21 protein-coding genes are annotated in these 26406 nt (G+C 65.8%); 4 read left to right on the plus strand and 17 right to left on the minus strand.

All coding sequences use genetic code 11. The annotated features are described in order from the left end of the window. Nucleotides 1-50 precede the first annotated feature (50 nt). The 11 genes from AC1DHL_RS01585 to AC1DHL_RS01635 form a co-directional block, all read right to left on the minus strand. A complete protein-coding gene (locus AC1DHL_RS01585; RefSeq protein ID WP_478160080.1) occupies nucleotides 51-1187 on the minus strand; it encodes a hypothetical protein in 1137 nt (378 codons plus the stop codon). A gap of 2 nt (nucleotides 1188-1189) precedes the next feature. Continuing rightward, complete coding sequence (locus AC1DHL_RS01590; RefSeq protein WP_478160082.1) at nucleotides 1190-1477, minus strand: LysM domain-containing protein; 288 nt, start codon at nucleotides 1475-1477, stop codon at nucleotides 1190-1192. Nucleotides 1478-1480: 3 nt separating this feature from the next. After that, on the minus strand, nucleotides 1481-2152 hold the full coding sequence (locus tag AC1DHL_RS01595; RefSeq protein ID WP_478160084.1) for a hypothetical protein: 672 nt from the start codon (nucleotides 2150-2152) through the stop codon (nucleotides 1481-1483). Beyond that, nucleotides 2149-2373, minus strand: coding sequence for a hypothetical protein (locus AC1DHL_RS01600; protein WP_478096201.1), 225 nt, complete (start codon nucleotides 2371-2373; stop codon nucleotides 2149-2151). The genes AC1DHL_RS01595 and AC1DHL_RS01600 overlap by 4 nt, the downstream gene beginning before the upstream one ends. Beyond that, a complete protein-coding gene (locus tag AC1DHL_RS01605; protein WP_478160086.1) occupies nucleotides 2370-4358 on the minus strand; it encodes an ATP-binding protein in 1989 nt (662 codons plus the stop codon). Before AC1DHL_RS01605 ends, AC1DHL_RS01600 begins: the two co-directional genes overlap by 4 nt. Continuing rightward, nucleotides 4355-5572: a Pvc16 family protein gene (locus tag AC1DHL_RS01610; RefSeq protein ID WP_478160088.1), complete on the minus strand. Its 1218-nt coding sequence runs from the start codon at nucleotides 5570-5572 to the stop codon at nucleotides 4355-4357. Before AC1DHL_RS01610 ends, AC1DHL_RS01605 begins: the two co-directional genes overlap by 4 nt. Next, the gene (locus AC1DHL_RS01615; protein WP_478160090.1) at nucleotides 5569-6354 is read right to left on the minus strand and encodes a hypothetical protein; all 786 of its coding nucleotides are present in this window, start codon (nucleotides 6352-6354) and stop codon (nucleotides 5569-5571) included. Before AC1DHL_RS01615 ends, AC1DHL_RS01610 begins: the two co-directional genes overlap by 4 nt. Further along, nucleotides 6351-7091: a hypothetical protein gene (locus AC1DHL_RS01620; protein WP_478160092.1), complete on the minus strand. Its 741-nt coding sequence runs from the start codon at nucleotides 7089-7091 to the stop codon at nucleotides 6351-6353. The genes AC1DHL_RS01615 and AC1DHL_RS01620 overlap by 4 nt, the downstream gene beginning before the upstream one ends. A gap of 30 nt (nucleotides 7092-7121) precedes the next feature. Beyond that, a complete protein-coding gene (locus AC1DHL_RS01625; protein WP_478096193.1) occupies nucleotides 7122-7640 on the minus strand; it encodes a phage tail protein in 519 nt (172 codons plus the stop codon). 10 nt (nucleotides 7641-7650) lie between these two features. Next, complete coding sequence (locus tag AC1DHL_RS01630) at nucleotides 7651-9204, minus strand: phage tail sheath family protein (RefSeq protein WP_478096191.1); 1554 nt, start codon at nucleotides 9202-9204, stop codon at nucleotides 7651-7653. Nucleotides 9205-9327: 123 nt separating this feature from the next. After that, nucleotides 9328-10773, minus strand: a complete 1446-nt coding sequence (locus tag AC1DHL_RS01635; RefSeq protein WP_478096189.1) for an eCIS core domain-containing protein — start codon at nucleotides 10771-10773, stop codon at nucleotides 9328-9330. A 354-nt stretch (nucleotides 10774-11127) separates the two neighbouring features. On the opposite strand from AC1DHL_RS01635, the gene AC1DHL_RS01640 reads away from it, so the two are divergent. Beyond that, the gene (locus AC1DHL_RS01640; protein ID WP_478160094.1) at nucleotides 11128-12846 is read left to right on the plus strand and encodes an eCIS core domain-containing protein; all 1719 of its coding nucleotides are present in this window, start codon (nucleotides 11128-11130) and stop codon (nucleotides 12844-12846) included. 5 nt (nucleotides 12847-12851) lie between these two features. Here the strand turns inward: AC1DHL_RS01640 and AC1DHL_RS01645 are convergent, their stop codons facing one another. Continuing rightward, a complete protein-coding gene (locus AC1DHL_RS01645; RefSeq protein ID WP_478160096.1) occupies nucleotides 12852-15866 on the minus strand; it encodes an adenylate/guanylate cyclase domain-containing protein in 3015 nt (1004 codons plus the stop codon). A gap of 290 nt (nucleotides 15867-16156) precedes the next feature. Between AC1DHL_RS01645 and AC1DHL_RS01650 the strand changes: the two genes are divergently transcribed. Then, a complete protein-coding gene (locus AC1DHL_RS01650; RefSeq protein ID WP_478160098.1) occupies nucleotides 16157-17911 on the plus strand; it encodes a winged helix-turn-helix domain-containing protein in 1755 nt (584 codons plus the stop codon). A gap of 253 nt (nucleotides 17912-18164) precedes the next feature. Here AC1DHL_RS01650 and AC1DHL_RS01655 read toward each other — a convergent pair whose 3' ends face one another. Both AC1DHL_RS01655 and aspA read right to left on the minus strand, forming a co-directional pair. Beyond that, nucleotides 18165-19607: a cytochrome P450 gene (locus AC1DHL_RS01655; RefSeq protein WP_478160100.1), complete on the minus strand. Its 1443-nt coding sequence runs from the start codon at nucleotides 19605-19607 to the stop codon at nucleotides 18165-18167. A 7-nt stretch (nucleotides 19608-19614) separates the two neighbouring features. Next, complete coding sequence (gene aspA, locus AC1DHL_RS01660; RefSeq protein WP_478160102.1) at nucleotides 19615-21036, minus strand: aspartate ammonia-lyase; 1422 nt, start codon at nucleotides 21034-21036, stop codon at nucleotides 19615-19617. A 120-nt stretch (nucleotides 21037-21156) separates the two neighbouring features. Here aspA and AC1DHL_RS01665 point away from each other — a divergent pair, with 120 nt between their 5' ends. Continuing rightward, complete coding sequence (locus AC1DHL_RS01665) at nucleotides 21157-21858, plus strand: nitroreductase (RefSeq protein WP_478160104.1); 702 nt, start codon at nucleotides 21157-21159, stop codon at nucleotides 21856-21858. 6 nt (nucleotides 21859-21864) lie between these two features. Here AC1DHL_RS01665 and AC1DHL_RS01670 read toward each other — a convergent pair whose 3' ends face one another. The 3 genes from AC1DHL_RS01670 to AC1DHL_RS01680 all read right to left on the minus strand — a co-directional run bounded on the left by AC1DHL_RS01670 (nucleotide 21865) and on the right by AC1DHL_RS01680 (nucleotide 25078). Beyond that, on the minus strand, nucleotides 21865-22779 hold the full coding sequence (locus tag AC1DHL_RS01670; protein ID WP_478160106.1) for an ornithine cyclodeaminase family protein: 915 nt from the start codon (nucleotides 22777-22779) through the stop codon (nucleotides 21865-21867). Nucleotides 22780-22886: 107 nt separating this feature from the next. Then, on the minus strand, nucleotides 22887-23498 hold the full coding sequence (locus tag AC1DHL_RS01675) for a M23 family metallopeptidase (protein ID WP_478160108.1): 612 nt from the start codon (nucleotides 23496-23498) through the stop codon (nucleotides 22887-22889). A 395-nt stretch (nucleotides 23499-23893) separates the two neighbouring features. Continuing rightward, on the minus strand, nucleotides 23894-25078 hold the full coding sequence (locus AC1DHL_RS01680; RefSeq protein WP_478160110.1) for an amylo-alpha-1,6-glucosidase: 1185 nt from the start codon (nucleotides 25076-25078) through the stop codon (nucleotides 23894-23896). Between the two features lie 215 nt (nucleotides 25079-25293). Here AC1DHL_RS01680 and AC1DHL_RS01685 point away from each other — a divergent pair, with 215 nt between their 5' ends. After that, nucleotides 25294-26382 carry a lipocalin family protein gene (locus AC1DHL_RS01685; RefSeq protein ID WP_478160112.1) on the plus strand — a complete coding sequence of 363 codons (1089 nt, stop codon included), beginning with the start codon at nucleotides 25294-25296 and terminating at the stop codon, nucleotides 26380-26382. Nucleotides 26383-26406 lie beyond the last annotated feature (24 nt).

The raw sequence follows: 26406 nt of genomic DNA on the forward strand, positions 1-26406 counted from the left end.
CGTGCTTCGCACTGCGGTGCGAGCTTGCTTGGGGCGGCCCGGCGCAGCGCTCATGGCCTCACCACCGGGACGGTCGATCCCCAGCCTTCGCGCGCGAGCGTGAACGACTGCGAGTAGTTTTCCTTGCGAATGCGGTGCCTCACGTTCTTCACGTACCAGAGCCCGTCGTGCAGGTAGCCCGCTCCGCGCACGCCCACGAGCCCGCGCGGCTGAAGGATGTCGCCGTAGCGCAGCGCATCGAGTTCGCCATTGGCGACCACCAGGTCCATCGAATCCTCCAGCAGGGCCTGCGCGCGCCCGTAGGCCTGCATCCCGTCGATGCCCGTCTCGCGGAACTGGGTGGTGCGGACGTTGGGCTGGTCCACGAGCCACGCAGGCAGTGCGGCGAGGGGCGGCCGCAGGCTCGCGAAGAGCCGGATCGGCAACGCCTGGTTGGTCAGGCGGTCCTGCACCTTGCCGCTCACCTGCGTCGGCCCGAGGCCGTTGCTGTGGACGCTGAAGTCCGAGACGTTGCTGTTCGGCCCCATGTTGACCGTGATCGCGCTCTGCGGCAGTCCGACGCGCACGGGCGGGCCCCAATAGGCCGTGTTGGTCATCGGCACGGGACCGGGCACGATGTAGAACACGTAGCCGTGGCGAAGCGCCAGGAAGCGCAGGTGTTCGAGGTCCGTGCGCATCTGCACCGGCACGCGGTCGATGGGCAGCGGCGGATCGATCACCGGCGGCGGGAGCCAGTCCGGAATGAGCCCGTACCCGGCATAGCTGCCGATGAGCTTCAACGCGACCAGCCCGTCGTCGAGGCCCACGTGCTCCGCGCTCTTTTCCTCCAGGTCCAGCTTGACGCTCACGTCGTCGCCCGTCAGCGTCACGAACGAGCGCCCGGGCTCGTCGCTCGCGGAGAACTCGCGTTGCGTCACGAAGCCGTCCATCAGAACGCGCGGCGTGGCATTGAAGGTGACGATCACGATCACGCGGTTCCAGGTCTGCAGCAAGGGACTGGCGAGCAGGGCGTAGTCGAGCAGGTCGGCCGGCCCGGAGCGCCCGACCTGGAACCGGATCTGGAAGCCCGACCGGTCGTCGCCGGTGTGGACCTCCACCTCCTCGAGCGCCTCCATCAGGTCCACAGGCGCCGGCAGCGGCACCGAGGGGCCGATCAGCAAGGTCAGGTGGATGCCGAGGAAGTCCATGCTCAGAACTGCGGTGATGCGATGCGCAGCACACGGCCGAGCGTCGAGGTGAGTTCGAAGGGGTCGAGCGCATCGTTGGCATCGCAGATGCGCCAGTACTGTTCCGGGTCGCCGAACGTGCGCGCGGCGATCAGGTCGAGCCGGTCGCCTTGCGTGACCGTGACGTTCATCACGAGCGGCATGCTGCTGCCCGGCGGCAGGAAGCGCCGGCTGAAATAGCTGACGGCGCGCCCGTCCGCGCCGATGTAGGTGAGCACGGGAAGGCTGGCATAGCGGCTTGTCGTGGCCATGGCCTACATCCCCGTGCTGACGCCGCCGCTGAACGACAGCGAACCCGACGCCGACGCATTGCCGACCGTGTTGAGCGTGGCCATCGTCTCCTTGGCCACCTGGTGTGCGAGGAAGAGCGCATAGCCGGGATGCGTGATCGGCAGGTCGTTGTAGCTGAGCACGCGAAGGCCGAGCTGCACTCTGGCGCGGGTCGGATTGAGATTGACGTCGTAGGCCTCCTCGGTGATCGAGAAGGTGCTGATGCGCACCGGCAGCACGCGCTGCGGCCCCCAGATGAAGAGCGTGAAGGGGGCAGCCGGCGGAATGATCTCGATCGTTCCGACAGCCAGCAGGATCGTGTTGGCAATCACGAGGCTGCTCTTCGGATAGACCAGCATTTCCAGCGCCGAGAGCTGCGGATAGATGCCGGAACTCACGGCGAGCGCGTTCGCCTGTTCGAGCTGGTCGGTGGCGTCGATCTCGACGTCGAGCGAGATGGTCTCGACCGGCGCGCCCTTCAGACGCAGCGCCTCGCCCCGATCGCCGTCATCTGAGCGCGTGGTCTGCGCCTCGATCTGGCGCGTCATCGTGTCCGGGTTGTATTGAAAGCTGATGATGCTCGCGAGCGGATTGAACGGATCGATGCCGACGATCGCGCCCTTCACGAGCCGTGGTGAACCGGGGAAGCTGCTCATGGCCGGCCTCCGCGCGGTGCGCCCGGGATGGCTTGATGCACTGCGGCGGCGATGCGGTGCGCGAGGGGCTGCCCCGACGCCGGGACGTGTTGCGCCGCCGTTCGGGCGTCCATGCGCTGCGCGAGCGCCTGCGACACCTCGCGCGCCAACCGTTCGCGATCGTGCGCGGCGCCGCTTGCCGCGTCGACGACCAGCCGGTCGATGTGCAGTTCGATCTTCATGCGTGCGCTCCTTGCACGGCCGCTGGCCGGAAATCCGCTTCGTTGATGGGCCGGCCGAGCTTGAGAAGCTCGCTGCGCGCAGCCTGGTAGACCAAGTCCATGGTCACGCTGCTGCCGCGGTGCGCGGCGAGGAAGGCGGCGTTCAGCGCGATGCTGTGGATGCTTCCGCCGGTGCAGTCGAGCCGCGCGAGTTGCACCGCATCGAGCCGTTCGGTCGGCGTGTCCGCCGGGAAGGCGCGCTGCCACATCAACGCACGCTCGCGCGGGCCGGGATAGGTGAAGGGCACGACGAAGCGCAGCCGCCGCATGAAGGCCGCATCGAGCGAGCCTTTCAGATTCGTTGCGAGGATCGCCAACCCCCGGAAGGCCTCGATGCGCTGCAGCAGATAGTTGGTCTCGATGTTCGCGTAGCGGTCGTGGCTGTCGCGCACCTCGCTGCGCTTGCCGAACAGCGCGTCGGCCTCGTCGAAGAAGAGGATGCCGCCCCCGTCCTCCGCGGCATCGAAGATGCGCTGCAGGTTCTTCTCGGTCTCGCCGATGTACTTGCTGATCACCGCCGAGAGGTCGATGCGGTAGAGGTCGAGCTCGAGCGCGTTCGAGATGACTTCCGCCGCCATCGTCTTGCCGGTGCCGCTCTCGCCATGGAAGAGCGCGCTGAGGCCGAGGCCGCGGCTCATCTTGCGCTCGAAGCCCCAGTCGCCGTAGACCCTGCGACGCAGGGCGACCTGGGCCACGATCTGGTGCAGCAGCGACAGCGAATCCGCAGGGAGCACGATGTCGTCCCAGTCGACCTTGGGCTGGATGCGTTGCGAGAGCAGGTCCATCTTCGAGTGCGCGCATTGGCGGCAGGCGGTCCAGAGCGCCGTGGCGACTTCGCCAGGATCGTTTCGGCTCGCGAGTCCCGCGCTGCGTGCCATGGAAGCGATCTGCGGCAGGTTGAAGTTGAACTGGCTCGCCAGCCGCGACGCGAGCGTGTCGCGCTCGTCACCGGGCAGGCCGAGCAGGTCGAGCCAGGCCTGCGTCTGTTCGGTGGCCGTGGGCCTGTCGATCGACGTCACGAGGAGGCCCTCGCGGCCGCCGGCGCCGAGCGCGTGCGCGTCCCGCGTCGCGACAAGGGCCAGCGCCTGCAGCCGGTCGAGCACACGCCCCAGCACGGCGGCGCTCGCTTCCGTCGACTCTCCCGGCGCCACATCGTGCGCGTCGATGTAGAGCGCCAGCGGCATCAGCAGGCTTTCGCGCCGCCAGATCCGGCACCAAGCGTCGAGATCGACGGTTTGCGCGGGCAGCGCGGAAAGCCCGATGCGTTCGAGGCGCAACCCCAGGCTCGCCGCAACGTGGCCTGCCACCAGTTGCTTGCTCGCCGAATCAATGCCGGTCAGCTGCAGGGTGGGCGCGAGCGCCGCGTCGTCGGACCTGTGCACGAATGCGAGCAGGGAATCCACTGCCGACTGCTGCGAGGGCGGGAGCGGTTGCAGGTCGTCCGTGGCGATCGGCAGCAACGCGGGCGCGATGCGTTCGTCCAGGCGATTGAGGCCCTTGATGTAGTCGACGATCCGGTCGTCCGCCCTCAGCGCGCTCATCGTCAAGGGCGTCGCACCGCTGGCGTGCACGTCGACCAGGTGCCAGTAGCGCAGGGGCCGGTCGGGCGAGAGGGCCTCCCACGCGGGATCGTCGAACAGGACCATCGCGAGCGCAAAGCTCGGACTCGACCGCGAAGGCTCGTCGAGCGCCTGCGCGCACAGTGCACCGATGCGCGTGTCGAGCGCCGCCGCGACGCACAGCAGCAAGACGTTGCGCTCGAACGTCGAAAGCCCCAGCCGCTGCTGAAGCGCGGCGAGTGTCGGCACGGGAACGAGGTCTTCCCCTTCACCGTCAACCGGAGGCTCCCTCCGATCAGCCAGCCGCTGCAGGCGTTCGCGAAGCCACGCGAGCGCTGTGCCGAGCGCGAGCTCGTTGCTCTGCAGGGGTGTGGCGCCGGCGTTCATGTGAGTGTCACCGTCGGGCCCACGAACTGGTTGAAGGTCGGGCTTGCGGGCGTGGTGTCCGTCACCAGGGCGCTGCACGCGCCGTCGATCATCACGCGGGCCAGGTAGCTGCGCGCGACGAAGGCCGAGGGAATCGGGAACGAGACCGTGCCGCTCGTGTCCGGGTCCCCGGGTGCATGCGGCGCCGATGCGACCTGCTGGTCGTCCAGCAGCAGCACGGCGCGTTGACTGCGGCCGACCGGCGGCGCCACGGCCAGTTGCAGCACCGCACCGCGCGCGACGCTGATCGGCGAGGCCGTGGTGATGCTCGGACTGAGCATGAAGGCCGCGGCGTTGGACTCGAAGCCCACGCCCGGATGCACCACCGGCGGCGATCCCAGAGGCACTTCCTGCACTACCTGCACGGTGTTCACGCCGGCCGGAACGCCCGCGGGCAGCGTGAAGGAGAGCGTGCGATCGCCGATCGTCGACGGCGTCACCCGCAGGCCGGCCACGACCACCTGTGTCGTCGCTGCGCCGAGATTCGATCCCGCGAGCGTCATCGTCGCGCCGGACGCGGCGACTTGCGGCGTCACCTGGTCGATCGTCGGCGTACGGAACGGCGCGACGACGATGCTTGCAGCGCGCACCGGCGGCGCGACCTTTGCGGGCCGGGCGCTGTCGATGAGGACCACGGAGGCCTCGTACGCGGCAGAGAGGCGGTATTGCGTCTGGTAGGCCATCCAGAGCTTCGACATTTCCTCGAAGCCGAGCGAATGCGGCGTGATGCGAACGCGCTCGATCTGGTCCTGCACGTCGGCCGCGCCCAGGGCGTCGGCGAGGTCGGACGGCATCAACAAAGGGTTGTCGTGCAACGCCAGCATGGCGCGGCCGAGCAACAGTTGCGCGATGAGCTCGTTGTCGTCCTGCCCGAAGGCCGTGAGCATGTAGTGCAGGTTGAGCGCAAGCGGCGGTTCGCCGCCCGCGGGGCCGCCGCGCGGAGGCATGCCGTTGCTCAGTGCCGGGTTGGGCACCGTGCTGTAGAGGTACAGGTTGAGCAGATTGCCGTTCGCCGAGAAGGTGCGCACCTTGTCGAGCGGCAGCGTCGTCACCTGGATCTGCGTGGTGGGCACGGTGTCGGCCGGAAGGTTGGCGGGCAGGGGCGCCTGCAAGGCCTGGTTGACCAATGCGCGCAGGCCACGCGTCACGCTGGCGATGGCGAGCGCATTGCTCATCTTGCGCGGCCTTCGGTGCGGCGCTGAAGGTAGTCCTGCAGGCTCATGCGCGGCGCGGCGCGCGTCGGCTTCGCGATGGGCCGGCGCGGCGTCTCGGGCGCGCGGACTTCGAGCCTTCCGATCGTGACCTGCACGACGGCGGGCTTGTCGTCGGGTGCTGCTCCTGCCTTGCCGTGTTGCTGCGGCTTGGCAGTGGGGATGGGACCTTGCGTCGCCGTGCGCGTGTCGGTCGCAGGCTCTGCAGGCCGTTCGGTGGGAGCGCGCCAGGGGGCGATGCGGTCTTCGAATCCTGGAAGCTCGATGGCGTCTTGCGGCGGCGGCTGGGCTGCGAACGAAGCGGGCATCGCAGCGGGGATGGTGGGAACCGCTGCGGGACGACGCGCCGGGGGCGCCTCGAACGGCTCGGCCATCGGCGAGGCAAGGTCGTGGCGTGACCGCGCGCGAACGTCGCGTGCTTCGGCAGTCGAAGCATCGCGGGCGGAGGGCGCAGCGGTGATGTCGTTCGCATTCGTGGCGGAAGCCGGGTGCGGATCTGCATGGGTCGCCGCCGCTTCGGTGGGCAGCGGCGGCGTGGTCGACGCGACCTGCCGGACGACGTCGCCTCGATCGTCCGCGGCACGCATCGGCTGTGTGCGCAACGTGTCGCCTTCGCTGGCCATGCCAACCTCTTCCACCCACGTGGCGGGCGCATCGGCAACCTCGAAGCGCGACAAGGGACGCGGCCTGATGTGGCTCCGAGGCTCGACGAGTCGCGCCGCGAGCCGGTCGAGGTAGCTGGTCACGACAACACCATTCCGAGATAGGCGTCGCGCCGGACGCGGCTCATCGCGAGGATGTCTGCCTCGCTCCAGCCGTAGCGAGACGCCAATGCATGGACTTCGGCGAGCAGGCGCGGCGCGCGGGTCTCGACCTCGGCCCAGCAGAAGGCCGCGAGATCGAGCGGTTCGTTCAAGACCGTCTCGCACGAAGGGCAAGGCATGGAAATCATGAGCTCCGCAGCGGGGTTAGCGGATTCCATTCGCGCGGCCGCTTCCTGCAGCAGCGGCGGGGGCAGCGCGTCCGGCGCGACGGCCTCGCCCGCTCGCGTCGTGCAGGCCAGGCAGCGTTCCAGCAGCGTCCTGTAGGCCTGCAGGGCGTCGTGGCCGTCGCCGACCACGATGCTGTCCTCCACGGTCGGCAGCCTCATGTCGATGCGATAGTCCTGTGTCTCGATCGACTGCGGTTGCGCCACCTCGGCCGGCGCAGGCCATCCGGTCGAGAGGGCGCGGACATCGAGTTCGAATTCAAAAGTCTCGCCGCATTGCGTACAGTCCGCCACGCAGGACAGCAGTGGCCCAAAGCAGCGCGCATGCAGATCCAGCAACCGGCGCTCCCGCTCGCCCAGGGTCATGCCGGCCAATTGACTGTGCGACATGTCCGGTGTCGCCATGGCGAGCAACGCGGCCGCGCGGCGCGGGAGTGTCTGCCGCCGCATGGTCTCCCACACGTGGAGCAGGTCGGAATCGGCCAGGGTGTGCATGGCAGAGGCGCTGCGAAGCGAGCGTCCTCGTCAGACGTTGACGGTGGGTTCGGTCGGTTCGGTGACGGACGTGTCGCGCGCCCAGCCCTCGTTCTCCAGCTTCAGGTGCTGGATGGCGATGGCATTCGCGTTCGCGTCGAGATCGGGCAGCGCCTGGAACTCGGACACCCAGCAGCGGTACACGTTGTAGGCCAGCACCTTCTGGCCCGCCTCGTTGTAGACCTCGATGATGATGTCCTTGCGGAAATCCTTGAGCGAGACTTCCGCCCCGAGGCCGCCGCCGAAATTCCAGACCTTGCTGGCCCACTGCTCGAACTCGGGGTCGTGCGTGACGCCGCGCTCCAGCGTGATGGCGTCGAACTCCGTGCGTCCCGGCGACTTGTGCGACGTGCTGGGATCGCCGCCGTCGCGGTGCTTGACCACCTCCGTCGTCTTCTTGAGCATGCCGACCTTGCTCACGCCGGCGACGTACTTGCCGTCCCACTTGACCCTGAACTTGAAGTTCTTGTAGGGGTCGACGCGGAAGGTGTTGACGGTGAACTGGGCCATGGTCTTCTCCTCAGGCGGCGATCTGGCCGGCCAGTTGCTGCAGGCGGATCACGACGAACTCGGCTGGCTTGAGCGGCGCGAAGCCGACAAGGATGTTCACGATGCCGAGGTTGATGTCGTTCTGCGTCGTCGTCTCGCTGTCGCACTTGACGAAGTACGCCGCCGAGGGTGTCTGGCCCTGGAAGGCGCCCTGGCGGAAGAGGTTCTGCATGAAGGCGCCGACGTTGAGCCGGATCTGTGACCACAGCGGCTCGTCGTTGGGCTCGAACACGACCCACTGGGTGCCGCGATAGAGGCTCTCCTCGATGTAGAGCGCGAGCCGGCGCACGGGCAGGTACTTGTAGTCGTCGGCCAGCAGGTCTGCGCCGCGCATCGTGCGCGAACCCCAGACCACGCGCCCCGAAACCGGGAAGGAGCGCAGGCAGTTGATGCCGAGCGGGTTCAATACGCCGTTGTCGCCGTCGCTCAGGTTGGCCTGCAACCCCTGCACGCCGTTGAGTGCCGCATCGAGGCCGGCCGGTGCCTTCCACACGCCCCGCGTGCCGTCGGTGCGCGCGATGATGCCGGCCACCACGCCGCAGGGTGCGAAGACGTCGGGTTGCCCGTTGAGTTGCGGATCGGACTTGATCACGCGCGGAAAGAAGATCGCGGCATTGCGCGCCGCGTCGCCGGTCAATCCGAGGCTGGCCACGCCCGTGTTCGGATCGGAAGCCTTCGCGGCCGCGGTTTCCTTGACCTGTCCCCAGGCGGCCAGCGGATCGACGAGCAACACCGCGCGGCGCGTCGCGCAATAGGCCATCGCCGCCTGGTAGACGGCCGCGGGCGTGTCGCCGCCACGCGTGTCCGGCGGAATGCACATCAGGTTGAAGAGATCGGCCTTGTCGAGCGCGAAGATGCCTGTCTTCAGGCTCGCGGAGCCGAGATAGTCGGCGTTCGCCAGGTGGGCGCTGTCGACCCCGCCGGCAAACGAAACGGTGCCGGGCAGGGGTCGCGTCGCAGGTGCGATCCAGTGGCCGCTGCTGTCCAGCGCCACCTTCGCGAGGAGCGAGCTGCTGTCGAGCACGCGCGGCACGAAGCGGGGACTGGCGCTGCTGGAGGAGACGTTCAGGAACTTCTCGGTGGCGCCGCCGGCCTGCGTGATCGTGAGGTTGTAGAGCGTGGTGTCGGTCGGGTCGCGCGTCGCGTCGTCGACGACGGCTTTCAACGCATTGCCCCATGTCCCTGGACTCGACGCAACGAGGTCGAGCGCCTCGCTGTTGGCACCGCCAGTGACGAGCGCTGCCGCAGCGGCCGCGGCGCCCGACTGCAGCCGCACGATGACGGCCTGGCTGCCACCGTTGAGGTAGAAGTCCTGCACCGCATAACTCAGCGGATAGTCCATTTGGACACCGCCGAACAGCCGCTCGAAATCGCCGAAGCTGGTGATCAACGCCGGCTCGCTCACGGGTCCCTGCGATGTCCTGCCGATGAACGCGGCGATGGAGGTCGCCACGCCGGTGATGGTGCGCACCCCGCTTGGCACTTCCTCGATATAGACGCCAGGGGACAGCAATGCGGAAGGCATGGTCGACTCTCCTTGTTTCGAATCAGGCCGATCGATCGACATGAAAAAGGGGAGCCGACATTACCCGCGGGAATGGCGGACCGCAATAGAACGAGGGCCATAGACATAGCCACTCGCACTGGCTCAGGGAGGCACGTTGGCCGGATCGAGACTCTTGCGCGCGCCGATGCATTTGTTGCGATCGGCGCCTGCGGGAAATGCCACCGCGCAGACATCTTCGGCCAGGAGCGGGTTGTTGTTGTAGGCCATCTTGCTGTAGAGGTCGCGCGCGCCGGCCGTCTTCTTCATCTGCTCGACGAACCAGTGCAGCCGCATCTCGGGGTTCATGTCGGGATTGCCCGCGTGCGATTCGATGTAGTCGTAGCGGTCCGCGAGACCCAGCGCGTGATGGACCTCGTGCGAGAGCGTGACCGGGCTCGAAGCCCAGTTGCCCGAGTTCGGCCATTCGCAGAACTTCACAGTGAACTCGAACACGTCCGGGCCGGTGCTGTTGACGAACACGATGTCGACGTAGTAGCCCTTCGTCGTCATGGAGATCGAGCGCTCGATCGCATCCTCGAGGCCCTTGACCTTGGAAACCTCGTCGGGTGCGCCGTTGAGCTTGACCTTGATCTTCACGCGGATGTTCATCGGGTCGCTACGGTCCACCTTGTACTTCTTCCCCTGTTCGCCGGTCCTCTCGACCATGCGCGTTGCCGTGGCGACCGCTAGCTCGTCGACATCGTTGTAGGCACCGCCCCAGCGCTCTTCCTCTTTCAGGGCGTCGTCGACAACCTTGCGGTTCTTCGTCGCGGTGTCCGGCGAGCAGCCGTAGCCCGATCCCGTCGTGGTCCCGTGATAGGGCGTCGTGATCGCTTTCAGCAGCTTGTTCAGGTAGTAGAGGCGCTGGCTCTTGGCATCGCCGAGCGGCTTCGTCCTGGCCTGCGCGATGATCCAGGCCACGTTGCCCTTGGCCTCGCCGTTCAGGGCCTTGTATTCGGACGTGGCCAGGATCCGGGTTTCGAGCGCGGTCGCGTCGGATTGCCATTCGGCATTGGTCTTGCACTGCACGAGCGAAACCCCGTGGCCCTGCTGCAGCGTGTGCACGAGTTCATGCGCGAGCAGCAGCCGGCCGGCGTGGTGATCGGGATCGAACTTGCCGCTGCGGAAGTGGATGTGATTGCCGATCGTGAAGGCCTGCGCGTTCAACTGGCGCGCGTGCTCGTTGTCTTCGGCGTTGGCGTGAATGCGCACGGCGGAGAAGTCGGCCCCGAACCGTCGTTCCATGAAGACGCGTGCGGCTGGCGGTAGCGCGCGGCCGCCGCCGGATGTACCGAGGCCGCGCGCGAGCGTCTCCGTGACGGCTTCGCCCGGCTCGGACGACCGCTGCAGGAGTCTTTCCTGCTCTTCCTCGCGCTCGCAGTGGGCGCATGCGCGGCTGATGCGAGGTGGCGCGCGGGTGAAGGAGAGCTCGCTGTCGGGTGATCGCATCACCTTCTCGGCAATGCTGTCGGCCTCGTGTTCGAGCGGATCGTCGACCGACCCGATCGTGAGCTTGCGCTGGATCACGCCTCGCAGCGGCGCGGACATGACAGGCGGTGTCCGGCCCGCAGAGCTTCTTGTCCGTGCCCTGGCGATCTGTGGCGCGTACATGGATCGATCCCTTCCTCTTCGAAGTGGCGGGCGACGAGAAGAACGGTTGGCATATTAGCCCTGTGGTTGCCGCTTGGGGATAGTCCGAAGGTCGGGGGTCCATCGATCCAACGGCAGGTCGCGGCCCCCGACCCTTGCGAGGCAACGCGGATCGGCGCACCATCCGATGCACACCCACGCAGCAAGCAATGACGGTGCTTGCACGGGATTCGTCATTCGCCGGGGGTCCGCTCCATGCATCGCGCAAGTCCTTTGTTGGAAGCTCCGCGTGTGGCGCCTGCAAGGCGGCCCGTGCCCGCACGGGTTGCGGCGTTCGAACCCTCGCAGGTCGAAGCGCCGGCGAGCGTGCATCAAGTTCTGCAGGGCCCGGGAAGCCCTATCGAACCCGCCCTGCGACGCGACATGGAACGGCGCTTCGATGCCGACTTCTCGTCGGTCCGGATTCATTCCGGTCCTGCTGCCGAGGCGTCGGCGAGCGAGGTCGACGCCCAGGCCTACACGGTGGGCCACAGCATCGTATTCGGAGCGGGCCGGCGTGCGGGCGATGTGGGCGAAGGGCGGCGATTGCTTGCGCATGAACTGACCCACGTCGTTCAACAGCGCGGCGCGTCTCCTGCGGGCGTGCAACTGCAGCGGAGACCGCGCGATCCCGACGAGGCCGCCGCGATCACCAAAGAGGAAACGGCGCTCGCGGCGCTGGCCAAGCGCGCCCTGGCTTCCGGCAAGCCGGAGTTTGCCGTGCACGAGGTCGTGTGGCGGCTCATCAATGCCTACGGGCTCGACATGCACTTCGAATTGAACGGGAGCCGATACGACAAGGGCCGCAAGGGCGTGCTCGTCGATTTCAAGGGCAGCGGGCCGAGGACCACGGGCACGATCGTCGCGGGCCCCGACGTATTGCAGCGCATTGCCAAGGGTGACGCACCGGCGGTCGCCAAGGAAATCGAAGCGCAGATCGGGCGGGTCGACACGGCCCGCGGTGCCATCGACTACGTCTTCATCATGGGCAAGGACGTCAAGAAGAGCGACAACAAGTTCTATACGGAGGCGAAGAAGTTCTTCAAGGCCGAATATCCCGGCGCGACGCTGGTGGAGGACGTGCGCGACCTCGACGGCATCAACCAGCGCGTCAACGACGGGGGCAGGCCGGTGGCGGATCTGATCATCGTCTCGCACGCGCACCCGGATGGAACCCTTCAGTTCTCGCTCGATGCGCACGACGCGACGCCGGGCAAGGTGGAGTACGGTGAACTGAAGAAGGCCAACGAGGCTGGCAACATCACGAAGCCCCAGTCGGACCTGGTCGGCTTCTGGACCAACGTCCTCATCAGGGGCTGCAACCTCGGGCGCAGCGAGGAAATGCTGGGCGAAGTGCGTACCGCTTTCGGCGGCAGCGCGCGCGTGATTGCACCGACGCACGGCCAGCGCTATGGCGGCGGCACCGAATCACTGGCTGATCCGTTCTACGAGGAGCCCGGCGCGAGCAAGCTGTCTGACGAGGACGCCTTCAAACAGATGAAGGCCAAGCCCGAGTACGCCTTCATCACCGACTGGGCTGCGATGCGAAAGAAGCTCAGGCGCACCACCGACCAGAGCCATGAGGTAGCGTTCGACGGCATGTTCCCGCAAAGGGGCAAGGAGATGGATCTGCTCAAGGCCCGGGCGAAGAAGCTCAACGTGAAGGACTTCACTTTCGGTTCCAGCCGCGTCGTCGGGAAGGACACGGTCTTCACCTTCACGCCGAAGGACGAGTTCAAGAACGGCCCGGTCGACATCACGGCGGAGACCCCTCCCACTGACAGCGAGGCGATCGCGATGGCGAAGGAGAGCATCGCGCGCCCGTCCGCCTACACGTTCACGGTCAGGCGGATTCCTTCGGGCGTGAACCTGAAGGTCGTCGTCGATGTCGTGCGCACCGAATGGGAACTGCACCACGCGGAGATCCACAAGGGTGGCAAGGGCTTCAACCCGAGACCGGGTTCCAAGCCCTGGTTCGGCGACACGGACTGACAAGACTAGAGGCTGATCGCAGTGGCGGCGCCATTGCTCAGGAGTTCGGCCTTCTGGGCAACGAGAAGACTGCGGAAGACGTTCTCTCCACTGAGATTGATCCGCTCGATCTGATGCTCGATGTCGCGTAACGCTTCCTCGCCGCGGCCGAGTTTCATCAGCACTTCGGCCCTGAGGCTCGCAAACCAGGATTGCCAGTTCTCGAAGCCGGTTGCTTGCCACAGTCGAATGCCTGCCTCCATGTCGTCCAGGCCGGCGGCGAGTTGACCTTGGCGTGCGGTGGCCCATCCACGCGCGATACGCGCCATCCCGACAAATTCGGAGAAGCCCAAGCGCGAGGAGAAGTCTATGCACTGTTCGGCAAACTGAAGAGCGAGCGCCGGCTGATCGCGCATCAGTGCGATCGTGCAATTGGCCACCATTGAAAAACCCAGGGTGTGCGGTTGATTCAGGCGACCCGCCAGTTCGTAGGCGTCGCGCGCATGCATGCTTGCACGCTCCTCGTCGCCCGTGATCAAGGTGGCCACCGCCAGATAGAAGCGACCGAAGACGCCGAAATCCATCAGATAGATCGGATAGAGCGCGACGTCACGCTGCGGGTCATAGCGCGCCACCGAGCGCTCCAGATGTGCGCGCGCCGCCTGCGCGTCGCCCAAGCTCAGCTTGATCATCCCCATCATCGTGTTGGCCGCCATGACCGCCTCGGCATCATCGTCCTTCGATTGGGCGACTCTGAGAAGGTCTGATGCCAGCACGCGTGCAGTCTCGAGCTCGGTGCGGCCCCAGTGGTAGAGGCACAGACCATAGGTGATCGGAAACTGACGCGGCGCGCCGGGCAACTCATGGCACAGCGCAAACGCGCGCCTCTGAACGTCGTGGAACTGTTGGCTACCCGGCCCTTTGAGCACCATCGTGGTCGGCCCGAGTACCGAGAGCAGCGCAAGCTCGGACTCGCTACGTTCCAGGCCGCGTGGCTCTGCGGAAAGGGTCGCCACTCCATCTGACAGGTGCGCGGCGGCCTCGCGTGGGGCGCCACGGTCAAGGGCTTGCTTGCCTGCCTGGAGGAATTGGCGGCTCGCTTCGAGGTACCTGCTGGCTCTCGACAGATGGCGCGCGGCAAGCTCGGGCTGGCGCGCCATGTCCTCTGCGAATTCGCGCACCAATACGTCGGCGACGCGCCCGTGCAACGCGGTCCGGGTCTTCGGAACAATCGACCCGTAGGCGGCGTCTTCAATCAACGCGTGCCTGAAGGCGAACCGCTCGCCGGTGTTGTCGCCCGGCAGGATGAGACTCGCATCCAGCATCGCATTCAATGCTTCGTCGAACGCGACGCGATCCATGTCCGCGGCGGCAAACAACAAGCGCCGGCGGAACTCGTGACCGATCACCGCACCCACCTGAGCCAGCCACTTTGCCGCGCCCAGGCGATCCAGGCGCTCCATCAGAAGGTCCACCAGCGTGTCGGGGATGTCGGTCAGGCGCAGGTCCGCGCCGCCGCCGAGGCCGCCGTGCGAATCCATCACCATCCGCGTCATTTCCTCGACATACAACGGCACGCCATCGCTGCGCTGAATGATCGTGTCGATCGCCGAATCCGGGAGTCCGATCTCGGCGGCCACTCTCATCGCGATCGCGCGTGAGGCCTGATCATCGAGGCGGCCAAGCGGGATGACCCTCGGGTCCGTCTTGAGTGCCGGTCTTGACTCGGGTCGAGAGGTCATCAAGAGCAGGATCGGCGCGGTCTGAGGTCCGGCCAGGATCTGGTCGATGAGTTCCAGGGACGTTGGATCGATCCAGTGCAGATCCTCGACGATCAGCAGCAGCGGCGCAGGCCTGCCGTCTCCCATCGCGGATGGCCCACAGGCGAGCCCCACGAAATACCGCTGCAATGCATCCTTGGTCATTTGTAGCTGTGCCGGAGGCGGCAAGCTGACTGGCGGATAGCGATCTGCGCTGCGAAGACCCACCAACGACGCCACAAGACTCAGATCCAGGTCCGCCGCGACGCCTGCAATTGCCAGCTGCGCTTCCAGTTTCTCGAGTTGCATCAGCGACGTATCCTCGCGCGCAAAGCCTGCGGCCAGCGCCAGATGCTGGACCCATGGATGCAGCACACTGTTGGCGTGAAAGGGCGAGCACTGAAGCCGCATGGTCGTGTGCACGATCGAGCCCAGCTGCCGATCGAGCTCAGTGGCGAGCCGCGATTTGCCCAATCCAGCCTCGGCAACGACCAAAGTACCCGTGATTTGCGGTGAGTTTGCGAGATTCCAGCAATCCAGAAGCGCCGCCAACTCGGCGTCGCGCCCGACCAATGGGGATTCGGCGTCGTGACCTCTCCAGGCCGAACGGCTGTTCATCGCACCGGACCCCATGACTGCAGTCAGGCGAACAGGCTCGTCGAACCCCTTCAACGCGAAGATACCCAGATCCTGATACTCGAACTGGCTGCCCGCGATACGCCGCGTGCTGGGCGAGATGACGACCTGTCCCGGTTGTGCCTGCGCCTGAATGCGCGCTGCCAGGTTGGGGGTGCCCCCGGCGATTGCCAGCGTCTCCTGCACACCAACAGCGACCAGCCCCGTGGCAATGCCAACCCGGACCTGCACCGCGGATGCAAGTTGGGCCGCTTCCTTCAGATGCGCTGCTTCCTCGACAATCGCAAGGCCGGCATGCACAGCGCGCACTGCATCGTCCTCGCTGGCCATGGGGTAGCCGAAATAGACGTCGGCCCCATCGCCGACGATTCTCGCGACCAGTCCTCCCAAGCGGGCGGCTACCCGCCTGACCAGATCGCCGTAAGCCGACAAGACATCGAGCAGATCCTCGGGATCGATCCGCCCGGCCAATTCGGTCGAGCCGACCAGGTCACAGAACAGCACCGTCATCTGGCGTCGCGTCATGCGCGGATTGCCGCCTGGGCCCAGTGGCGCGGGTGCAAGCGAGAGCCCGGCACCGCATTCACCGCAAAACTTCCGGCCGAGTTCATATTCCGCCTTGCACGCGGCGCAGACAGCTTTCATCGATGCCCTCCTCGAGGCGTGCGGCCGGTTGGCGAGGATCATTCTTTGGCGCAGCCCGTCCTTGCGGCCCGAGAAGACGCTGATGAATTGCCGATATATCGCCGATGGATGCCCCGGCCGCACGATGCGCCGGGGCGGCCGGAACGCGCAGAGGACCTTTTGGCGCCCGGGGGCGGTGCTGAAAACTGACAAATTCGTCCCGCGCGCGTTTCGAGAGGCACAAAATGTCGGAGCGCGACCGCCGTCGCAGCCCCAATGCCGGCGCCGCTGCAACTCCGAGGGGTGGAGGAATGAGCGACGAGCCATCGACGATCAGTCGAGGAATCGGGAATGCGCTGGCGTTCGGTGAGCCGGGCGCTGGAGGCGGTGCGCTCCGCTTTGCGGGCTTCGAGTTCGATCTCCTGCGCGATGAGCTGTGCAAGGGTGGTGTCCCGATCGCCCTTCGGCCCAAGCCGCGCTCGATGCTGCGTTACTTTCTGCGGCATCCGGGGCGGCTCCTCAGCAAGGATGAACTGATCACCGCCATCTGGGGCGGCGTGGTGGTGACCGACGATTCGCTGGTGCAATGTGTTGCCGAGCTGCGCGCCGCGCTGGGGGATCGGGATCAGCGATTGATCAAGACGCTGCCGCGCCGCGGCTACATGTTCGACACCGCGATCGATGAGGCGCGACCAGAGCCTGGCACGAGGCCGACCACGCAAGCCCATCGTGCGCGCCGCCGGCCGATGCTGGCGTGGTGGCTGGTGGGGAGCCTTTGCGTCTTCTTGCTGGCCATTGCCGGCGCCGCTTGGCGGATGAACGCGGATCCGCCGCTTCACATCGATGCCGAGATCGCCAAGCGCCGCGCCGTTGCGGTATTGCCGGTGATCGTTCCTGATGAAGTCGAAGGTGCGCTGGCCCTTGGTAATGCACTGGGCAGTGACATTGCGACCCAGATCTCGCTGCGCCAATGGATGCGGGTGATGGGTCCGGGCGCTGCCGCGCCCTACGACGCGGCGAAGCCCGACATCGCTCGCATTGGCCGCGAACTGAAGGTGCGCTATGTGCTTGGCAGCCGCGTGGTTCGCGACGGCAGCGGCATCGCCGTCGACTCGGAGTTGACTTCGGTCGAGACGGGCGAGGTGATCCGGTTGAACCGCTCCACGTTTGCGACGGCCGGCGACGCGGTGCGCTCGAATCTGGCCCAGCGGATCGCCAGCATGCTCAGAGTGCGCTACTACGAGATCGAGAGCGCGCGCGCCAGCCAGCCCGGTCACAAGCCCGATGCGGTCGATCTCACGCTGATGGGCTGGCGGGACCTGAACCGGTTCACGACGCGAGACGAGGTACTGAGGGCCCGCGGCCGCTTCGAGGCGGCATCGCGGATCGACCCCACATCCGTGGCGGCCGCGCAGGGACTTGGCTCTTCCTATCTCATAGAGCTCGGCAATTCATTCAACGCCAATCCGCAAGACCTGCTCGACCCATGTGAGCGCACGCTCAAGCGTGCGCTCGACCTCGGGCCTGATGTCCCGGAAAACCTGGTGCCATGGGGCGAATTGCTGATGATTCGCGGACAGACGACGGCGGCGATAGAGGTGTACAACAAGGCGCTCGACATCAACCCGAGCTACGCCACCGGCCACATCGACCTCGCACGCGCGCTGATCAGGCACGGCCAGTTCGAGGAAGCGCAACGGCACATCGACAAGGCGCGCGGGCTCAGCCCGACGGACACGCGCATGCTCTACATGTTCTACGCTGCCTCGGCAGAAGCCGCCTTCGCGCAAGGGCGCGACAGCGAGGCCTACGGCTGGTGGCAGAAATGGGCGGCCGAGTATCCGAACAGCGGGCTTCCCTACGCGATGATGGCTGCCATCGAGGCGCTGCGCGGTGACAATGCCGAGGCGGCTGCGCACATGGTGAGGCACCGCGAGCTGCTGCCCAACGACAGGATGAGCTCGTTCCTGCTGCTGACTCACGGGGACGCCCCCGGCTACCTGAGCCAGCGCGCTCGGCTGGCCGAGGGACTCCGCAAGGCGGGCCTGCCGGAATCCGTTCAGTGATTTGCGGGGCAATGCCAAGGACACGGGACGACCGGCGCCGTCGCCTGCGGCTCAATCCACCGTGAATCGCGTGCCGGTTATCTTGCCGCCAATGTGTTGGAGCAACGTGGTCTCGTCTGTCGCATATTGATCGATGGTGAAAGTACCCTCAAAGCTGTTGAGCGAGTGGCCCAGCGTGACCGTCTGCCGCTGGTGGGGCAAAAATCGAGAGATCGTCGAAACGTCGGCGATCGCTCGGCGAAGCTTCGCCGCTTCAGCGAGCGGCCAGGCGCATGCGCAAGCCGACAGGATGCATCGTGAACGCCAGGGTTTCTTCGGGCGCAGCCCGGCCCGGCGTGGCGACCTCCAGGAGTTCGAAGTTTCGCGCAAGCATCCCCAATACCAGGCTCATCTCGAGCATCGCGAGGTAGCGCCCCGGACAAAGTCGGGGTCCGGCGCCGAAGGGCATGGAGACGCGCTTGGGCGACTGCGTCGACATGGCACCCTCGCCTCCCAGCCAGCGCTCCGGCCGGAACTCGCTTGCATGCTCGACGTTTGCCTCGTCGACCGCCGCCGGGCGCATCACGCAGAAAACGGTGGTGTCCTTGGGAACGGCCACGTGGCCGACCTGCGTGTCGTGCACCGCATCGAGGAACAGCACCGGCGCCACCGGTCGCAAGCGCATCGCCTCGTTCGCGCAGGCCTCCGCATAGCTCAGTGATCGTGCCTGTTCAAGATCTTGCGGTACCGTCACTTCGTGCAGGATCGTGTCGGCTTCGTCGACCAGCCGTTTCCAGGCGGCCGGGTGGGTGCGCAGAAGGTAGATCGCCCAGGCCAGCGAATTGGCGGTGGTGTCCTGAGAAGCGCTCAACATTGTGAACACATTGCCGGTCACTTCGTCCTCGGTCAGCGTGCTGCCGTCGGCATCGCGCCCCAGGAGCATCGCTTCCAACAGATCGGTGGGTCCTTCGCCTTCCTTCGAGCGCTGCGCGAGTCGATCGCGCGCCTTTGAGACCAGCCCTTCGATGGTTCGATGGATCTCCACCTTGTGTCGATCGTAGGTGCGATCGAACGGAAGGCGCATGTAGCGCCAATACGGAAATGGCATGTTGATTCGGCGCATGAGCATCGGAAAGACGCTCGCCAAATGCTCGTGCAGTTCGCTGCGCTCGTCCTCGATCGTGTTGATGTCCACCCCGAAAGAGAGATTGGACGCGGCGTCCACCGAGAAGCACATCAGCTCGGTCTGGAGGTCCATGTCGATGCCGGCGCGAGCGGCGCGACCCCATCGATCGCGAAGGCGCTCCGTGACGCGGACCAGGGATGGCATGAAGCTGCGCAGGTGCGCCGGATCGAATGCCGTCATCACCATGCGCCGTTGGCGGCGCCAGTCGTCGCCTTCTGCACTGAACAGTCCGTGGCCGCCGGACTCTCGGAAGATCGGCTCGAAGTTCCGCGGTCGTCTCCACGTATCGGGACGCACCCGCAGAACCGCCGAAATCGCCGCCGGATCCGAGATCACGAGGACGTCGCGGCTCAATAGCTTCAGGCGAAACAGCGGTCCGAACTGCGCCGCCCATTCTTCCAACTGGAGGTGCAGACGCGGGAGGTCCAACTGCAGCAGGTTTCCGACGAAGGGTGCTCGCTTCGGGCCGGGCAACGATTCGATGGCACCGGGGCGCGTCGGCGTCGCAGGCGAAGGTGCGGGGATGGTCATCGGAGGGTCAGGCCCCGCGCCGCGCCTCTTCATACACGCGCGGCTGCGTCAGCACCTCATGGCGAAGCGCGTGCTCCAGCTCCGCCTCGGTCATGAGCTTGCGCCGCAGCACGACTTCGCGGACGTTGGTTCCGTTGGCATAGGCTTCGGCCGCGACCTCGGTCGCTTCCTTGTAGCCGATGATCGGATTGAGCGCCGTGACCAGCGCGATCGATCGCTCGATGCTTTCCTTCAGGCGATCGGGATTGGCGGTGATGCCTTTCACGCACAGGTCGGCCAGGGTCATGCAGGCGTTGGTCAGGTGCTTGAAGCTGCGGAACAGCGCGTTGGCGATGATCGGCTCGAAGGCGTTGAGCTGCAATTGCCCGGCCTCCGCCGCGAAGGTCACGGTCACGTCATTGCCGAAGACCTCGAAGGCCACCTGGTTGACCACCTCGGGGATCACCGGATTCACCTTGCCGGGCATGATCGACGAGCCGGCCTGCATGGGCGGCAGGTTGATCTCGCCGAAGCCCGAGCGCGGTCCGCTGGAGAGCAGCCGCAGGTCGTTGCAGGTCTTCGACAGCTTCACCGCGATGCGCTTGAGCACGCCCGAGAGCTGCACGAAGGCGCCGCAGTCCTGCGTGGCCTCGATGAGGTTCGGCGCGGTGGACAGATCCAGTCCGGTGATCTCGCGCAGCGCGGCGAGCGCCTTGCCGGCGTATTCCGGATGCGCCGTGATCCCGGTTCCGATGGCGGTCGCGCCGAGGTTGATTTCGCGGATCAGCGCCGAGGCTTCGGTCAGCCGCGCGATGTCTTCTTCCACCATCACGGCGTAGGTTGAGAACTCCTGGCCCAGCGTCATGGGCACGGCATCCTGCAACTGCGTACGGCCGATCTTCAGCAGATGCGCGAACTCTTCCGCCTTGACGGCGAACGCCACGCGCAGATGTTCCATGGCCTTGAGCAGCCGCTCGATCGCAAAGCAGGTGGCGATGCGAATGGCCGTCGGATACACGTCGTTGGTGCTCTGCGCCATGTTGACGTGCTCGTTGGGGTGCAGGTATTGGTACTCGCCGCGACGGTGGCCGAGGATTTCAAGCGCGCGATTGCAGATCACCTCGTTGGCGTTCATGTTGGTAGAGGTGCCCGCGCCACCCTGGATCACGTCGACGACGAACTGGTCGTGCAGCGAGCCGCGCCGGATCTCGCGACAGGCGTCGATGATCGCGTCGCGCAGGTTCTCGGGGAGAAGGCCGAGCTCGGTATTGGCCTGCGCCGCTGCCTGTTTCACCGAGGCCAGTGCGCTGATCAGTTCGGGATAGGCCGAGACGGTCGTGCCGGAGATCTGGAAGTTCTCCTTGGCCCGCAGCGTGTGTACGCCGTAGTAGGCATCGTCGGGAACCTCGCGGTCGCCGAGCAGGTCGTGTTCGATCCGTACGTTGCTCATATCGTCTCCTGGTCATGGATGAATGAAAGCGCAATTCGAAAAGACCAGGGCCATCGTAGCGCGGGCCGCGCGCGCTGGCGAAGAAATGCGATTCGATGGGCTCCCTAGAATGGCCCGACCATGGATGACTCAGCCCCTGACACCGAACCTGCCGTGGCGTCGGCATTCGACGCCATTCTCGATGCACGCTACAGCTGTCGCGGCTATCTGCCGCAACCGGTGCCGCGTGAAACCGTCGAGGCGATCCTGCGCAGCGCGCAGCGCACGGCTTCGTGGTGCAACTCCCAGCCCTGGCAGGTGGCGGTGACCAGCCCGGCCGCCACCGATCGGCTCCGCGAGGCGATGGCATCGCCCGAAGGTCTGGCTGACCAGGGCTTCGACATTGCGCCGCCGGCCGAATACCGCGGCGTCTATCGCGACCGACGACGTGAATGCGGCTTCAGCCTCTACGACAGCGTGGGCATCGCGCACGGCGATCGGGTCGCTTCCGCAAGACAAGCGGAACTGAACTTCACCTTCTTCGGCGCGCCGCACATGGCGCTCATCACGACGGAAGCCGCGCTCGGCGCCTACGGCGTGCTCGACTGCGGCGCCTATGTCAGCAACTTCATGCTTGCCGCGCGCAGCCGCGGCGTAGCCTGCATTGCGCAGGCGGCCGTCGCCTCGCGCGCGAAATTCCTGCATCGGTGGTTCGACGTTCCGGACGACCGGCAAGTGGTGTGCGGCATCGGGTTCGGCTACGAGGACCCGGAGCATCCGGCCAACCGCTTTCGGACCTCGCGCGCGAGTCTCGCGGAGGCCGTGCGCTGGGTCGAGGACTGATCGGCCTCAAGGCTGCGCAGGTGGTTTGTCTGCATCCGCCAGTTGCCGGTACACCAGCCCGGCGCTGGCGATGTCTTCGACGGCAACGCCCACCGATTTGAAAAGCGTGATGTCGTCGGGGTGCCGCCTGCCCGGATGGGTGCCTTCGATGACTTCGCCGATTTCCGCAAAGATGCTTCCCGCGGCGATCACGTCGCCCGATTCCCGCGAGGCTGCTTCGCGAGATTCGACGTAGAGCCTGCAACGGGCCAGCACCTCGTCGTCGAGTTCCCGCCAGTCGGGCCTCGGGGCGCCCACCGCGTTGACGTGCACGCCGGGTGACAGCCATCGCCCCGACAGCACCGGCTTGCCCGAAGTCGTCGCGACGACCACCACATCGGCGCCGCGGACCGCGTCCTCCGCGGATGCCGCCGAGCGCACGCCGTGTTCTTGCGCGAAGGCGGCGGCGTTGTGCGGACTCCAGACCCGAACGTCGTCGAAATTCCGAACCAGCCGCATCGCCTCCAGATGGCTCCGGGCCTGTACGCCGGATCCGAGGATCGCCAGGGAAGAGGCGTCGGGCCGAGCAAGGAGCTTGGTCGCCGCGGCGGAAACCGCTGCGGTGCGCATCTCGGTGATCAGGCGACCGTCCATCACCACCAGGGGTTCACCCGTCTCGGGCCGGAACAGCATGATCAGCGCGTGATGCGTCGGCATGCCCTGGTTCCTGGGATAGAAGGTGACAAGCTTGGCACCCAGATGACCCGATACATAAGCGGGCATCGACAGAAAGAATCCTCCATGCGCATCGATGGGCAGCACATTGCGCAAAGGCTGCATGGCGCGTCCGGAAGACAGCAAGTGCAAGGCTTGTTCCATGACCGGGATCAGCGCGTCCATGCGCAAGACCCGGTGCACCGCCTGCTCGTCAACGAATTTCATGAGGTCGAAGTTGGCGCCGGCTGGATCGCAATGTCAAATACACCGTCCATTTGGCGGAGCGCGTCTCTCCAACTCCCCGGCCGCCGCAAGGGCGAATCAGCTTGATATCACGCGGAGAGATCTCGACTGCCGGAATCCTTGGCGAACACGTCCAGATACGAAGTCGGATCGATGTATGCGCCGTTCTCCAGGAGCTCGAAGTGCAAGTGCGGGCCGGTCGAGCGACCTGTCGATCCGACGTCCGCGACATGCTGGCTCGGCGACACCCGATCACCCTTGCGCACGATCAGGCGCGATGCGTGACCGTAGCGCGTGACAAGTCCGTTGCCGTGATCGATCTCGACGAGGTTGCCGTAGCCGCGCTTTTTCCCGGCGAAGCTGACGCGGCCGCTGGCGGTGGCGCGAATCGGTGTGCCCTTGTTGGCGACGAAATCGATGCCCGAATGAAAGCGCACGCGGCGCTTGAATGGATCGACGCGATTGCCGTACTTCGAGCCGATGCGGGCGTTGTCGACCGGCAGGCGCCCGGGAAATGCTGCCCAGGCGACGGTCTGTGCCTTTGCCCCCTGCTCGTGAGAAGCCAGCGACGTGTTGATCAGCCTGGCCGGCAACTCGGGACCCCCGCTGCCCTCGTGAGCGGCGTGGTCGGAGTGATCTTCCCCTTCATCTTCGTCGCACACATGCTCGTGATCGGCGTGATGCTCGGAATAGTCAGCCACGGATTCCGCCGTGGCGAGTCTGAGGCCGATCGCGATGCCTGATGCAAACGCGATTGCCGAGATTCCAACCGTGACCGTGATTGCGATCGTCAGGGCCGAACGGCGCTTTGCGAATCGAATCGATCGGCGAACGCGACGACGAGTCTTGAACGTGAACAGGCGGCGTTCTTGCATAAAAACCTCCGGGAAAATTCTGTGCGGCTGAAGTGGACGAGGTGGGCGCTCAGGCGCCAAACCTGTCAACCTCTCAATGAGTGAACGGCGGCATGCGTGCTGATGCCCCGCTGTCTCGATTGTTCGCGGTCACTGCGATGCGAGACATGGGAAAGTTCCGAAAGGCTTCGGAAGCGTCTTACGCAATAGGGAAAATTCCACAAGCGCCCGAGGGCGCGGTGTCACCAAGCCGTGCCGTCGCCCAGCAGGGCGCGCCGGGCGAGCAGGAAAGTCGCAGCATTCCAGCTCTGGCCGGCCATCCCCATCGGTGCCAGCGATCGACCTTGAAACCACTCGGTGAAGCGCCAGTCGTCGAGTTCGTTGGCGCGCGCGAGTTTCGCAAGCTCGGGCCAGGCCAGTTCGCGCATGCCCAACTGGGCCAGCGCCATCACCCAGAAGCCACCGACGAAGGGCCAGATGCCGCCGTTGTGGTACTGATGCACGAGGTTTTGCTGATGGCGCGCCATGTAGGGCCGCCACAGCGGATCCTGACGCGTCAATGGATGCAGCACCACGCGCACTGGAAAGGGCTCGCAGGCATGTGCAGCGACGATGGTCTTGACGATGCGCGCCGCCATGGAAGCATCGGCCAGCCCGCTCTGTATGGCCAGGACGTTGCCGAACACATCGCCCTCGTCGCCGACGACCGAGAGATTGACGAAGCTGAGGTACATGCCGGGATCGCGACGGCCGCGGCGCGCATAGTGCTGAAGCAGTCGGGCGCGGTGGTATTCGGGCAAGTCGCGCTGGAACGGGTTGAACAGGTGATTGAAGTGGCTCCGCGTTGCCTCGGCATCGTCGAGCGCGTAGCGGCGCTTGACGTCGTACCAGAGCGCATTGGTGTACAGCACATAGCCTGAGCGCGGCATGATGTCCGCCCAGTCACTGGCCTCGTTCTGTTGCAGCAGCCGGAAGTGCTGGTGCTCCTGCGCGAGCAGCCATCCGATCGCACGCTTCACCTCGCTGTCCCAATGCGACAGACCGACACGTCCGTGGCGTCGCACATGGTCCACCGCGATCAGCCACCACAAGGTGGCATCGATGCAGCCCAGGTACCAGAAGTCGGCATCGAGACCCTCGGGATCGACGTACTTGGGTATCTGCCCGTTGGCTGCCTGCTGCGCGGCGAGCGCGTCGAGACTGGCCACCGCTCCTTGCTCCAATGCGGGCACGCCGCTCCCGCACATCGCCATCACGCAGATCGCCGCATCGCGTCCGAAGATGCGCGTGTAGCGCCGGGCCTCGGCTGCTTCGGTGCGGCTGGCGGCCAGGATGCCGTGCGGCGTGAGGTTGCGCTCCAGAAGATCGAGCGAGGCCTGCGCGCAGGTGTCGGTGAGTGAAAGGGCAGGGGCGTCGAGGGTGGTCATGAGTGCGTCTATCGTCGCGCAAGAATGCCGTTGGTTCCAGCTAGTACGATTTTCCACAGTGCGTCGCTAAGATGTCCGCCGATCCAGTACAGGCCGCAAGACGAAAGGACGCCCTGAACATGAACGCCAACGACCCCGCTCCCCGGCGCCACAGCCACAGGCATTACGCCTCGGGAAGTTCGCGCTCCCGTCGGAGGCGCTCGCGAAAGGGATTGATGGTGTTTTTCGCAACCGTGGTGGTTGTCGGGGCCGCCATCGGCGCGGGCGTGTTCTATCTCTCGGACACCGAGCCGATGCCAATTGCAGCTGCAGCCTCCGGACCGGAAAGCCGCAAGCCGGTGGAGCGAACGGCGGCACTTCCGCCGCTCAACTTGCCGGCCGACGACGCGCCCCACGGCTCCGCGATGGAATGGTGGTACTACAACGGCATCCTCGACGCGAAGAACGGCCCCCGCTACGCGTTTCACATGGTCGTCTTCGTCGCCAACGGGCTGGTCAAGCACACCGCCATGCACGCGGCGCTGACCGATCTTCAGACTGGCAAACGCTACGTCAGCCAGACCCGTACCGCCGGCATCCCATGGTCCAACGTCCCCAACGGTTTCGACTTCAAGCAGGAGGGATGGCAGGCGACGTCGTCGCCTGCCTCCCAAGTGGTGCGCGCCAGCTTCGACGATGCCTCGATCGCGGTCGACTTGAAGGATTCCGGCCCGACGGTTGCACATCGCGCGCCCGGCTCCGAGACGCCGGGCGTGCTCGATTTCGGCAAGAGCGGAATCAGCTACTACTATTCGCGCCCCCGACTTTCGGCGCAAGGCACCATTGCCGTCGGAGGGAAGTCGCTTCCGGTGAGCGGTGAGGTGTGGTTCGATCACCAGTGGGGCGAATTCGACGTCCTGTCGCTCGGCTGGAACTGGTTCGCGCTGCACCTGTCGGATGGATCCGACCTGATGCTTTATGAGCTTTTCGACATGGACCAGCGGAAAGTCATGACCGCGGGCACGATTTCGACTGCAAAGGAGTCCGTGCCGATCAAGCCGGGTGAGGTCGAACTGGTGCCCGGCGCCACGTGGACGAGTCCGAAGACGAACATCAATTACGTGGTCGAGTGGGGCATCAAGCTTCCATCGGGCGTCCTGAACGTGAAACCCTTCCTGCCCAACAGCGAATTCGATTCGGGCGGGACGACCGCGAATGTCTATTGGGAAGGGCCCGTGAAGGTGACGGGCAGCCTCGACGGCCAGGGTTTCCTCGAGCTGAGCGGCTATGACCGCTTGAGTGCCAAGCAGGCGAAAGGCAAATGAAGGGCAAGTGAAAGGCGAGCGCCT

It is taken from the genome of Variovorax sp. 10L426 (assembly GCF_056395305.1).